Origin of the sequence: Chitinophaga sp. CCNWYY40 (assembly GCF_037483205.1) — a bacterium.
GTDB classification, from domain to species: Bacteria; Bacteroidota; Bacteroidia; order Chitinophagales; family Chitinophagaceae; genus Chitinophaga; species Chitinophaga ginsengisegetis.
In genome coordinates this window covers 502,787-515,220 of the sequence record NZ_JBBHLF010000003.1, presented here as the reverse complement: position 1 = coordinate 515,220, position 12,434 = coordinate 502,787, and the positions used below count along the sequence as shown (strand labels likewise).

Annotated in this window: 8 protein-coding genes; 5 read left to right on the top strand and 3 right to left on the bottom strand. The window is 48.4% G+C overall.

The window, feature by feature from the left end; translation table 11 throughout:
* The first annotated feature begins 83 nt into the window (after window positions 1-83).
* The 3 genes from V7S65_RS12550 to V7S65_RS12540 all read left to right on the top strand — a co-directional run bounded on the left by V7S65_RS12550 (window position 84) and on the right by V7S65_RS12540 (window position 2,434).
* Complete coding sequence (locus V7S65_RS12550; RefSeq protein ID WP_079470209.1) at window positions 84-524, top strand: nuclear transport factor 2 family protein; 441 nt, start codon at window positions 84-86, stop codon at window positions 522-524.
* 88 nt (window positions 525-612) lie between these two features.
* The gene (locus tag V7S65_RS12545; RefSeq protein ID WP_111577567.1) at window positions 613-1,515 is read left to right on the top strand and encodes an AraC family transcriptional regulator; all 903 of its coding nucleotides are present in this window, start codon (window positions 613-615) and stop codon (window positions 1,513-1,515) included.
* Between the two features lie 82 nt (window positions 1,516-1,597).
* On the top strand, window positions 1,598-2,434 hold the full coding sequence (locus tag V7S65_RS12540; RefSeq protein WP_079470207.1) for an oxidoreductase: 837 nt from the start codon (window positions 1,598-1,600) through the stop codon (window positions 2,432-2,434).
* Window positions 2,435-2,518: 84 nt separating this feature from the next.
* On the opposite strand, the gene V7S65_RS12535 is transcribed toward V7S65_RS12540, so the two are convergent.
* Window positions 2,519-4,636: a type IA DNA topoisomerase gene (locus V7S65_RS12535; RefSeq protein ID WP_336386889.1), complete on the bottom strand. Its 2,118-nt coding sequence runs from the start codon at window positions 4,634-4,636 to the stop codon at window positions 2,519-2,521.
* Between the two features lie 164 nt (window positions 4,637-4,800).
* Between V7S65_RS12535 and V7S65_RS12530 the strand changes: the two genes are divergently transcribed.
* On the top strand, window positions 4,801-6,996 hold the full coding sequence (locus tag V7S65_RS12530; RefSeq protein WP_336386890.1) for a S41 family peptidase: 2,196 nt from the start codon (window positions 4,801-4,803) through the stop codon (window positions 6,994-6,996).
* 1 nt (window position 6,997) lies between these two features.
* On the opposite strand, the gene V7S65_RS12525 is transcribed toward V7S65_RS12530, so the two are convergent.
* Window positions 6,998-10,696 (bottom strand): hypothetical protein, encoded by a 3,699-nt coding sequence (locus V7S65_RS12525; protein WP_336386891.1) that lies wholly within the window; start codon window positions 10,694-10,696, stop codon window positions 6,998-7,000.
* Between the two features lie 59 nt (window positions 10,697-10,755).
* Window positions 10,756-11,439 (bottom strand): VIT1/CCC1 transporter family protein, encoded by a 684-nt coding sequence (locus V7S65_RS12520; RefSeq protein WP_336386892.1) that lies wholly within the window; start codon window positions 11,437-11,439, stop codon window positions 10,756-10,758.
* Window positions 11,440-11,542: 103 nt separating this feature from the next.
* On the opposite strand from V7S65_RS12520, the gene V7S65_RS12515 reads away from it, so the two are divergent.
* On the top strand, window positions 11,543-12,427 hold the full coding sequence (locus V7S65_RS12515) for a carbohydrate kinase family protein (protein WP_336386893.1): 885 nt from the start codon (window positions 11,543-11,545) through the stop codon (window positions 12,425-12,427).
* Window positions 12,428-12,434 lie beyond the last annotated feature (7 nt).

The following is a 12,434-nucleotide window of genomic DNA, read 5'->3' as shown; positions in this document are numbered from 1 at the left end:
GGGCATCTTTTTTTTAACCTTTTTAAATAGACAGATCGATCTATCTATATAAATCATATTCATCATTTTTAAACATCTCAAACATGGAACAAAAATTCCCCCTTCCCCCGTTTACGCGTGAAACCGCCCTGCAGAAAGTACAGATGGCAGAAGATGCCTGGAACAGCCGTGATCCGCAAAAGGTATCATTGGTGTATACTCCCGACACTGTATGGCGTAACCGCGACCAGTTTATCAACGGCCGGGAAGAAGTAGTGGCCTTTCTTACAAAGAAATGGCAGCGGGAGCTGGATTACCGCCTGAAAAAAGAGCTCTGGAGTTTTACCGACAACCACATTGCCGTATGTTTTGAGTATGAATGGCATGATCATGCCGGTAACTGGTTCAGGTCTTACGGTAATGAGCTATGGGAGTTTAATGCCGACGGATTCATGCAGCGCAGGCTGGCAGCCATCAACGACGTGCCTATTAAAAGCAGCGAACGGAAATTCCGGGAACCGGAAGACCTGGTACTGGCCTGTTAGAACGCCGAACGATAATGTGATGATGGTGATTATCCGGAAAATTACCATCATCACATCAACCATAGTGTGAATTTTGTAATTTTGTAAGATGAACAAAACAGAAACACTCCGGGAGTTTTACGAGCATAAGTTCCAGGCAGTACCTGATAAGTTACAGCAGGATATCGGACATTTTAATGTGTTCAGGCTGGAAGACTGTATTGTAGACGGCGCTTCAACGGTGAAGTACAGCCGCCGCGATTTTTACAAAGTAAGCCTGCTAAGAGGAACCAACCTCTATCACTACGCCGATAAAACCATTGAGGTAAAAGGGAGTACCCTGATCTTCTTTAATCCGCTGGTACCTTATGGCTGGGAGCCCCGCTCCACCGATCATAGCGGCTATTTCTGCATATTCAGGGAGTCCTTTTTTACCGGCGCTACCCGTGGCAACGTCCATGATCTGCCCATGATGATGCCGGGCGGCATTCCCTCCTATATACTCACGAAGGCCCAGGATAAAGAAGTATCAGAGATCTTTAAAAAGATGCTCACAGAAATTAATACGGACTATGTCTATAAATACGATCTGCTGCGCAGTTACCTCACAGAAATCATCCATTACGCATTAAAGATGCAACCCTCCGAAACCCTGTACCAGCACGCCGATGCGAAGTCGCGTATCACCGCGGTATTTACCGACCTGCTGGAACGGCAATTCCCCATTGAATCGCCGGCACAGCGGTTTGCATTGCGCTCGGCCAACGACTTTGCAAAGCAGTTGTCCGTACACGTAAACCACCTGAACCGGGCCATCCGCGAAACCACCGGTAAAACCACCACAGCACACATTGCAGAACGCTTAACCGCCGAGGCAAAGGCTTTATTAAAGCACACCAGCTGGAACGTGGCAGAAATCAGTTATGCCCTCGGATTTGAAGAGCCCGCCCACTTCAGTAACTTTTTTAAAAAACAAACCAGCATCACCCCCGGCGCTTTCCGCGTTGTTTGAATTTTGCAATCATTGGTTTGAATAACGTAACAGGTGGCAACGCTCCCTGATCTACTTTTGTGTTAATAAAAAACACAAGATCATGGACAACAAAAAAGTATGGTTTGTAACCGGCGCCTCCAAAGGATTAGGCCGCTCCCTTGTAAAACAATTATTAGGTAAAGGATATAAAGTAGCAGCCACCTCACGTAGCATCGAAGACCTGCGCAAAATTGCAACGGACGAGGATTTCCTGCCGCTGGCCGTTGACCTTAAAAATGAAAACAGCATACAGGCAGCAGTAAAAGAAACGATCAGCCGCTTTGGCCGTATCGATGTGTTGGTAAACAATGCCGGATACGGACAGGTAGGCAGCATTGAAGAGCTGTCGGATGCGGAATCAAGAAGCAATTTTGATGTGAATGTATTCGGCCTTCTGAATGTAACCCGCAATATCCTGCCGCAGATGAGAGCGCAGCAATCGGGACAGATCTTCAATATTTCCTCTATTGCCGGCTTTACCGGTGGCTTCCCCGGCTTCGGGATCTATTGCGCTACCAAGTTTGCAGTAGATGGTTTATCAGAGTCGCTCGCCGCAGAGGTAAAACCTTTTGGTATCTCCGTTACCATTGTTTCTCCCGGTTATTTCAGAACCGATTTCCTTACTTCCGGCTCCCTGGGCGTGCCTGCCAACCCATTGGCTGCTTATGAGGCTGTTCGCGCCACCCAACATGCGCACCAGGAGGAAATCAACGGCAACCAGCCTGGAGATCCTGAAAAAGCAGTAGCCGCCATCATCGATATAGCCGATATGGAAAATGCACCGCTGCACCTCTTCCTCGGTGAAGACGCCTATAACCTCGCTTATCAGAAAATAGCTGCGTTGGAAGCAGAGCTGGAACAGTGGAAAGAAGTAACCGTAGGAACCGCGATTGCGTAGTGATGGATCGCTTTCGGGCGATGGTAAATTGTCTAATCCTGCTCCGGGACAATTTACCATCGCGCGAAGACGCTGCCCTCCGCACTAAGTCATGCTGATATTAAAATCCGCTCCCAGCTCCAGTTTACCTTCGCGCTCTTCTTCACTGCCGGGCACTTTGAGCCCTTTTATTTTAGCGGTTTTGCCTTTGGTCAGGAGATCGGTGATGTGTTTATCAGTTAACTTCTTGCCCAGTATTTCAAAAGGAAGTTTAAAACCGCATTCCTTAAAATTGGCGCAGCCATAGGCAGTGTTACCTTTTTTAAGTGGATGCGTTTTGCATTTCGGGCATTGCATTTCCTCTATCACCACTACCTTTTTGGGCTTGGGCTCTTTCTTAGGTTTCTCTTTTTCTTCCGGTACGGGTGGCGGATCGGGGGCAATGGTGATGAACTTGTAGCTGGCGGTTTTTACTTCTTTGGTAAGATCAACCACCATCTGGATCAGTTCATCTTTGAAGGTATCCATAGCGTATTCGCCTTTTTCTATGAGGCGTAGTTTACGTTCCCACTGACCGGTTAGTTCAGCGCTTTTCAGCAATTCTGTTTGTATAGTGTCGATGAGATCCATGCCGGTTTGGGTGGCATAGATATTCTTCTTTTTCTTCTCGATATATTTTCTGCGGAACAGTGTTTCGATAATGTTGGCACGGGTAGAAGGCCGGCCGATGCCATTGTCTTTCAGCAGTTCCCTCATTTCTTCATCATCTACCTGCTTGCCGGCGGTTTCCATTGCTCTCAGCAAAGTAGCTTCTGTAAAGGCTTTGGGCGGAGAGGTTTTACCCTGGTGGATGCGCGGGGTATGTGGTCCGCTTTCACCCACTTCAAAGTGAGGGAGTATTTTTTCTTCTTCTTCCCCTTCCTTTTTCTCTTTTACATCGTTGGCATATACTTCTTTCCAGCCGGGTTCTATGATCTGTTTACCGGTTACTTTGAAAGGTACCTGTCCTACTTTACCGAGTACGGTGGTATTGGAGATCTTACATTCCGGGTAGAAAGCGGCGATAAAGCGGCGGGCTACCAGGTCGTAGATCCGTTTTTCTTCCAGGGGAAGACCACCGGGATGCTGACCGGTAGGGATGATGGCATGGTGATCGGTTACTTTTTTATCGTCGAAAACGGTTTTCAGCTTTGGGATCGGCGCGGCCAGCAGCGGCGCGGTGAGTGCGTTGTAGGGCGTCATATCCTGGAGAATACCCGCAATTTTCGGGTGCAGGTCTTCCGAGAGGTAAGTGGTATCTACCCTGGGGTAGGTGGTCAGCTTTTTCTCGTAGAGGTTCTGGATATATTTGAGCGTATCGTCTGCGGAGAAGCCGAATTTTTTATTGGCTTCCACCTGCAGGGCGGTGAGGTCAAACAGACGCGGGTTGCCTTCTTTACCATCTTTCTTTTCAAAAGAAGTTACTTCAAACGGATGTTCCTGCAGGTAGGCAAGCCCTTTGGCAGCTTTATCCGGTGTTTTCAGCCGGTCGATGGCCGCAGTGAATTCTGTTTCCCGGTAAATGGTTTTCAGTTCCCAGTAATCTTCTGATACAAAGGCATTGATTTCCTTTTGCCGTTGTACAATCATCGCGAGGGTAGGTGTTTGCACCCTTCCGATAGACAATACCACTTTGCCCTGCGCAAATTTCTTAGTGAACAGCCGGGTGGCGTTCATACCCAGGAGCCAGTCGCCGATAGCGCGTGCGCTGCCTGCGGCATACAGGTTATTATATTGTTCGGAAGCTTTCAGGTTTTGAAAGCCATCGCGGATAGCCTCTACCGTTAGTGAGGAAATCCAGAGCCTTTTAATAGGGGCAGCGCACTTGGCTTTCAGCAGCACCCAGCGCTGGATCAGTTCCCCCTCCTGGCCGGCATCCCCACAGTTTATCACTTCTTCACACGCTTGTACCAGGGTTTCTATAATTTTAAACTGTTTTTGTACGCCTGAATTTTCAATCAGTTTGATACCGAAGCTGGGAGGAATCATCGGCAGATCTTCGAGTCGCCAGAACTTCCATTGCTCGTAATAATCGTGCGGCTCCTTGAGGGTACAGAAATGTCCGAAAGTCCAGGTTACCTGGTAGCCATTGCCCTCATAGTAGCCATCTTTGCGTTGTTTCGCACCGATCACTTCTGCAATATCCCTTGCCACGCTTGGTTTTTCAGCAATGCAAACTTTCATATTCATTCAAAATTGGGTAACAAATGTCGGATAAAAAGTTGTAAATGAATGAAGGTAAAGTACATCAAAAAATCTTAAAATAATCAAGTGCACACTTTAACTTTTAGGGTACAAAAATACCCGTTATTTTAAGGTAAGATTTGAAACAGAAAATCCTTTTCCTTATGCGCTTTCCGGCTCTTTTATTATCGTGTGCCTTATCTCTTCCTGTTGCAGCCCAATTCCCTGCGTCCTTCGACGGAAGTTTTGAAAGTAAAAAACCGGATGGCGGATTACCGTCCGGCTGGATCGACTGGGGCTCCAATTACCTCCTGGCCGTTGACAGCACCAGTTATGAAGGACATGGAGCGTTGCGTATTACGCCATTTGAAAAAAGAGGGAGTAACGATTTTGGTTGCACCGTAATGCGCATACCGGTTACTTTCGCCGGGAAAACCATTTTGCTCAATGGCTACCTGAAACTGGATTCAGTGACCGATGGCTATGCCGGCCTGTTTATGCGGGTAGACAATACATCTGGCGCCGTATACAAAATGGATAATATGCAGAAGCAGCGGCTGCAGGGAACTACCGGTTGGAAAAAATACAGCATTACCCTTTCCCTGCCACCCGGTGGCGGTACGGTATATGCCGGCGCCATTAACCATAGCAATGGCAACGTATGGGCCGATAACCTGGAAATACTGATTGATGGGAAACCGTTGAAAGAAGCGCCACCACTACGTGTGTTTAAGGCCGACAGCGATCACGCGTTCGATAAAGGCTCTGGTATAACTATCTCCGGTCTTACACCTTTACAAACAACACACCTGGAAGTTCTCGGAAAAGTATGGGGCTTCCTGAAATATTATCATCCTGCAGTAATGGCCGGGGAGTATAACTGGGACTATGAACTGTTCCGGATCCTGCCGGCGATACTGAACAGTGCCAGCGAAACGGCCAGGAATGAGGCGTTGCTCCGCTGGATCAACCAGCTCACCACACCGAAAGAGGTCCGGCATACGCGCACCGCTAAAACGGTTATTAAATTCACTCCTGATCTCGACTGGCTTTCAGATGAGAAAACACTCGGCGCTGCGTTATCTGCATCCCTGAAAAATGTGGCGGCCATGAACCGCGGGGATTTCAATTATTATCTCGAACTGGCGCCCGCAGGGAATCCATCATTTAAAAATGAACAGGGCTATAACACCATGCCCTTTCCTGATGCAGGTTTCCGGCTACTGGCATTATACCGCTACTGGAATATCATACAATACTACTTCCCTTATAAGCACCTGATCACCGAAGGCTGGAATAATAAACTGGCGGAATATATCCCGGCAATGGTAAACGCGGCAGATACCGCGTCCTATCAAACTGCGCTGCTACGGCTCATTGCAGGCATCCATGATTCGCACGCCGGTATGTATGGACCCAATGTAGTGATCCGCGGTGCAGATAGATTCAGAACGTTGCCACTGAGGGCGCGGTTTGTAGAAAACAAAGCCGTACTGGTAAAAGTGGGCGATGAAAAATATGGACTACGCACCGGCGATGTGATTACCGCCATTAATAAAGAGCCGGTGGCGGCTATAGTACAAAGATTACTACCTGTTACCTCTGCTTCCAATTACGCTACACAATTAAACAGGATTGAGCAGGTCCTGTTTCAAACGAAGGATAGCACCCTGCAACTGGAGTATGAAAGAGAGGGTAACATCAGCAGCGTAACGTTAGCCACCACCACTTATAAACAGGCCATCATACCGGGCGAACGGCCGTCCGTTTCCTGGAAGATGATAGGAGAAGATGTGGGATATGTATATCCGGGTAATTTTAAGAACACAGAAATGGACTCGGTGAGCGAAGCTTTTAAAAACACCAAAGGAATGGTCATAGACCTGCGTTCCTATCCCGCGGACAACCTGTTGAATTCTCTCGTGAAGTACGTATTGCCTTCGCCGGTGCCCTTTGCGAAGTTTACTGTTGGCAGTGTACAGCAACCGGGGTTGTTTGGCATGACAGGCGAAATGAAGGCGGGTACAAAGAACAAAGATTATTATAAAGGCAAGGTGGTGATCCTGGTAGGTGCCACCACGCAAAGCAATGCCGAGTTTGTTACGATGGCCCTCCGGCTGGCGCCACGCGCTGTGGTGCTGGGCAGCACTACCGCCGGGGCAGACGGAAATGTTTCTTATTTTACACTTCCCGGCGGCGTACAAACGCTGATCACCGGCATTGGCGTGTACTATCCTGATGGCCGGGAAACGCAGCGGGTGGGTATTGTTCCCGACATCGTGATGGAACCAACGGTGAAGGGTATACGTGAAAACAGGGATGAGCTGCTGGACAGAGCCCTGGCCATTATCAGGGAATAAGTTACTTTTTTGGTAAAGAATATTTCTTTGCTACTTTATTATATTTCTTCAGGTACTTCCGGTCTTTTTTAACGCCTACAGCTGTTACCATACCGGAAGTTTCTGCTTTTACCCAATAGTTGAAGATGAACTTCTCCCGGTCGCGCTCAAAGAACATAAGGGTGGGCCGTTGATTGCGATTTCTCAGGAAAGCGTTTGCCAGGAAGGTTTCCAGGTTAGCCTTGAAACCCTGCCGCGTGGAATCCTTTTTATTGAGCACCTGTACGTTCAGGTTGTGATAATAAAAATTCATGGTACCCAGCGTAGCGTATTTATTTCCTGACCATTGCGAGAAGACCGTATCTGCATAACCGCGTCTTACTTTTACGGCGGCCATGGGGATGGCTACAGCGTTAAAATCTTTCAGGTCCATTGGTGCAAGATAGCTTTGTGCTGTGAAGCCGGAAAGGGAATCCCCATAAGATTCATGATAGGAAAAGTAACGGATGGGATTTCCCAGCAGCCGGCCGGTAGCCTGCACCAGGAGGCTGTCGGCGTTACCGTACGTATTGCCGAAATGCGTGATCAGGGCGTTGATATCTGTAATGGGTACGGCCGACCACTTGTGCGTGGACTTCGACGATTCGTTGACCGTTACGGCGGATTGCTTTACCACGATAGAATCCACCTGTAAGGCAAATGGAATAGTGTGAATTAATTTTGTAGGCATCCATTTTTCGATGCCGTGTTCAAACGGAATTCGTTTATCCCTGGCCGTAGTTAGCAGCGTATTCTCCACCGTAATTTTCCGGATGGCAATGGTGGTGTCGCCGGGTTGGTGATGCATATTGATACCGCTGATCCGTAAGGCATCTCCTTTCACCGTAATGTAATCGCGCTGCCAGCGGGCGGTGCGGAAAGTTTCTGCTGCTGTAAGATTGGGCGCCACTTCAAAGTTGCTCACATGAAATGTTTGGGTGGTTGGGTCCAGTTTGAAGTTTTCCGCGTGGGCATGGATCTGTTTATTGCGGTAGTGTAATCCGCCGTCGCTGAGAGTGGTATTGTTAATAAATGACTGCCATTTTATTTTATGTCCCTGGTGCCAGGAGAAGGACGCATCTTTAAACAACCCGGACAACTTTTGCAATACCAGTTCCAGCGTATCGGCATGATGCAGGGAAAATTGCGCCTCCTGCCATGCGAGGGCTATACCGGAATGGAGCGATAAATGGCCGGACTTATCCTTATGAAGCGACCCCTTATTAAGTTGCAGCGATAGTTGCGGAACCGCGGCAGTGGTACCGGTATGGCTATAAGAAAGTGCTGATAGCTGTACGTGCATATCGCTGTATTGCAACCGGCCGCCGTTATTTAATTCCAGTTCATTCCCCGTCAGCCTGGCCTGTGTTTCCAACCGGGTGGTATCAGGTCCTTTGATACTGGTATGCGTAACCGCGGCATTGCCTGTAGCCAGTTTACTGATAGCCACCTTGCTGAAGTCGGTGCTATGAATATTGGTTTGAATATCGAGAGAAGGGACCGTTATTTTAGTATGGCCGTTACCGTTATACAGCGTGGCGTCGGCATCAGTAATGTACGTATAGCCGTTGCTGTTAAGCCGTACACCTCCAATGGTAACATCCATCTTTTTATTATGATGGCTGATGCGGTTAAGCTGCCCCGTGACAGATGCCCAGGTAAAGAAGCGTTGGCGCGTGCGTACATCTCTCAAAGCTATTTTAGCTGCATTAAAACTGCTGTGTTCACCGGCCCCTTCGCTGTTAAACTGCATGTTGCCGATGTCCATGCGGGCGATGCGGATCACCGGCAGATCCTTCTTTGCTGGAGCCTCTTTCTTTGCACCATTGTGCGGCGCCTGTATATTGAGGGCGCCTATTCTTAACACATCTACCTGTATATCCTTTGTTTGCTGATATACGTCCCAGTCGAACACTTCCCAGTAAAGATCCCGCGCGGCAATGCGGGTACCGTTGGAGAGTGACACGGCTAGTTTTGCGGCTTTATTATGCCGGTGGGTGCCATCGAAGCTATAGTTGTCCAGCGTAATATTGGCCTTGTCGGATATCACATTCATTTGCAGGATCCGCAGGTTGGGCATGGCGTGCTTAATATCTACCAGTGAATCGCTGAGCAGGAAGTTGTGCAGCAGGATATCGGTGTTCAGTTTTTTTACCAGTAGCGTCACCTTTGATTTACCGTTGGAAGTAAAGTTAACATTGCCATCTACTATACGGAAAGTGTTTACCTGTATCAGTTCACTGAGGCCGTGCAGGGTTTGATAGAAGGCAGGCATTTTAAGAGCGGTACTGTCTGTTGGTGTTTTACCTTTAACGGGTTGCTTTGCTTTGGTAAGAAAGGTGATGCCTGGCTCATAGAGTACCGCACTGGTGGCTTTCAAACGCTTTCTCAGCAAGTGTTCCAGGCTTACGTTGTTGAGCCGCAGGGATGGTGCGCGGAAGGTTAATCCTTTGCCGGAATGGTTTTGTGGCGTGGGACTGTATTCCACATTGTTAAAGATGACGTCATTCTGTTGCAGGATAAATTCATCTACGCTAAGCTGGAACATACTATCGAGCGAATAGAACTTTATTTTATCGAGGTTCAGTGCAATGCTGTCGGTGGTGATACCGGGTGTAGTATCGTGCGCAATGGTAAGGTTATAGATATTCAGGTTGGTACGTTTGGTAGTGCCGGTAGATACATTGCCGCGGAGTAACAGTTCACCATCCTTTACTTCGATGTATTTAAAGTTCATCTTTTTGAACAGGGTATTGGGCAGGCTGTCCAGCGCCACTTTTTTATCTTTGGCGCTCACCTTTCTGCCGGGGAGCTTCAGCACCGGGCGGATACACACCAGGGTGTCTATCAGCAATTCCTCCCGCATATAAATAGCTGGGAGATGCCGGGCGCTGAAGTAGAATTTATCTGCCTGCAACGACATTTCTCCTTTTGTGGCAGTAGCGGCACTGAAGATAGTAGCAGAGTCGAGTTCAAAGATTTGTTTTTTACCGGAGAAGTGCAGCCGTTTGAAGCTGATGGTATTCCTGCCATCCGGAAGGATCCAGTGTTGGTGATCGAATGAGAAGTCCACATCATCTGATCCCAGGATGTGGTTATCCGAATGCGTAACTTTAGAAAAATTGACGATAGCGAAATTGAAATGATCAACACGCAGTGGTGGCGGGCCGTTTACCTTGCTGTATAACAGCGAGCCGTTTTGCAGGTGAACGATGCGGGCGTTTACGTATTGCAGGGTTTGTTCCAGGTGCTGCACAACAGACGAGAGCTGAAACCCTTCCTGGCGTGGGCCGCGCGATACATGTTCATGAATGCTGAGCGCCGGGCTGATTACGGAAAGACTATCCACCAGCAATTTTTTATGCAGTATCAGTGCCCGCCAGGATTGTATGGAGAGATAAACCCTGGGAATGGACACATCGAAATGCGAGGCCACGTTAACGGTATCTTTCCCTGTAAGCCGCGCACCGCTGATTACAATATTTCTTTTGAGGAGGGAGAAGTCGATATCATCCGCATCAAACGTATAGGCGTTACCGGATTCCTTATTCACAATGTACCGTATGATGTTTACGAACTTGTGTTCCACAAGATAGTATAACAGCACACCTATGACAATCCTGATGATGAGCAGGATAGCCAGTACTTTCAGCCATATTCTTGCTTTGGGCGATATCTTCATATTCCTCGTATGCGAATGACCTGATTACAAACAGCCGGGTATCATATATGTTCACTTTTTCAGGAAACCAGTTTTGCGATGGCAAAAGCGGCAGCAGCAGCGAGCACACCTATCATGGTTACTTTCAGGGCGCCCTGTACGGGTGGTTGCCCGGTTACTTTACTTTTAAAATAGCCGAATACAAACAGGCAGATGATAGTAAGCACGGTGGAGCCTACCAAACCACGTTGAGGCGTGTCCGTGAAAAGATAGGCCGATAAAGGCAGGAGTCCGCCCACAAAATAAGAGACGCCGATGGTGAGTGCGCTTTGCCGCGCCCTGTTTGGATTGGGCGCTTCCAGCCCCAGTTCAAATTTCATCATGAAGTTCACCCATTTGGTTTTGTCTTTCGACAGCTCGGTGGCAATGAGGTGTTGTATTTCCGGGCTGAGGCCATATTCTGCAAACACTTCTTTCACTTCTTCCATTTCTTTGTCGGGCACGGTTTCCACTTCTGTATATTCTCTTCTTAATTCGCTTTCATAGTGTTCCAGTTCTGTTTTCCCGGCGAGGTAGCCGCCGAGGCCCATGGCAATACAGCCGGCTACAATTTCAGCGATACCGGCGGTGAGGATGATGCTGTTGCTGCTCACGGCGCCGCTGAGTCCTGCGGCCAGGGCAAAGGGTACGGTGAGTCCGTCGCTCATGCCAATGACCATATCTGTAATAAAATCTGAGCTTTTTAAATGTTCTTCCTGGTGCATCTTTTCCTGGTTTAGGGGGCTTTGCGTTATAAATATAAGTGCTTTATCGTATTTTGTCTGAACAATGTAAGGGATCATCACCTTTAATCAAAATTGAAAAATTATGGCAAACGGGATTGTATGTTTTGGTGAAATGCTCTGGGATATTTTACCGGAGAAGGAATTACCCGGTGGAGCGGTGATGAATGTAGCTTACCACCTGCAGAAGCTGGGAGAGCAGGTATCGCTGGTATCCCGTGTGGGGCGTGATGTGCGGGGGCAGGGGCTGCTGGATATGCTGCACCGGTTTGGACTGGATACCAGCCTGGTGCAGATCGATGAGCAGCAGGAAACCGGGAAAGTATACGCTGATATGACGGATCCGCACAATGTACATTATGACATCGTATACCCGGCGGCGTGGGATTTTATTGAATGGGAGCCTGCTTTGGCAGCGCGGCTAAAGGATACGGCTATACGCTATTTTGTATTCGGGAGTCTTTGTTCCCGCGATAAAGTATCGCTGCATACATTGCAGCAGGCATTGAAGGAAGATGTGGTGAAAGTGCTGGATATTAATTTAAGGGAGCCGCATTACACCCGTGCGCATGTGGAATGGCTGCTCACGGAGTGCGATATCCTGAAGCTGAATGCCGCTGAACTGGAGCTGATCAGCGGATGGTATCATCCTTATGTGGATAAGGAGCAGGCCGTGCGTATGTTGTCGGAGCGTTTTGGAATTACGACTATTGTGGTAACAATGGGTGGTGAGGGTGCGTTGTTGTTTATGAATGATATTTTTTATGTGGAACCAGGTATTGCGGTGAAGGTGGTGGATACTATCGGCAGCGGGGATGCCTTCCTGGCGGGGTTCCTGCATAGCATCATCCGTGGGCGTGCAGCGCGGGAGTGCCTGGTATTTGCCAATGCGTTGGGGGCGTTGGTGGCGTCTTATACGGGAGGTGCGCCGGACTATAACGTGAATGATATTTTAAGGCAGGGGAATTAGCGTCCAT

What these genes read in the sequence shown, in the direction of transcription:
- V7S65_RS12550 (WP_079470209.1), top strand. Translation starts at nt 84, where the DNA reads ATGGAACAAAAATTCCCCCTTCCCCCGTTTACGCGTGAAACCGCCCTG.
- V7S65_RS12545 (WP_111577567.1), top strand. Translation starts at nt 613, where the DNA reads ATGAACAAAACAGAAACACTCCGGGAGTTTTACGAGCATAAGTTCCAG.
- V7S65_RS12540 (WP_079470207.1), top strand. Translation starts at nt 1,598, where the DNA reads ATGGACAACAAAAAAGTATGGTTTGTAACCGGCGCCTCCAAAGGATTA.
- V7S65_RS12535 (WP_336386889.1), bottom strand. Translation starts at nt 4,636, where the DNA reads ATGAAAGTTTGCATTGCTGAAAAACCAAGCGTGGCAAGGGATATTGCA.
- V7S65_RS12530 (WP_336386890.1), top strand. Translation starts at nt 4,801, where the DNA reads ATGCGCTTTCCGGCTCTTTTATTATCGTGTGCCTTATCTCTTCCTGTT.
- V7S65_RS12525 (WP_336386891.1), bottom strand. Translation starts at nt 10,696, where the DNA reads ATGAAGATATCGCCCAAAGCAAGAATATGGCTGAAAGTACTGGCTATC.
- V7S65_RS12520 (WP_336386892.1), bottom strand. Translation starts at nt 11,439, where the DNA reads ATGCACCAGGAAGAACATTTAAAAAGCTCAGATTTTATTACAGATATG.
- V7S65_RS12515 (WP_336386893.1), top strand. Translation starts at nt 11,543, where the DNA reads ATGGCAAACGGGATTGTATGTTTTGGTGAAATGCTCTGGGATATTTTA.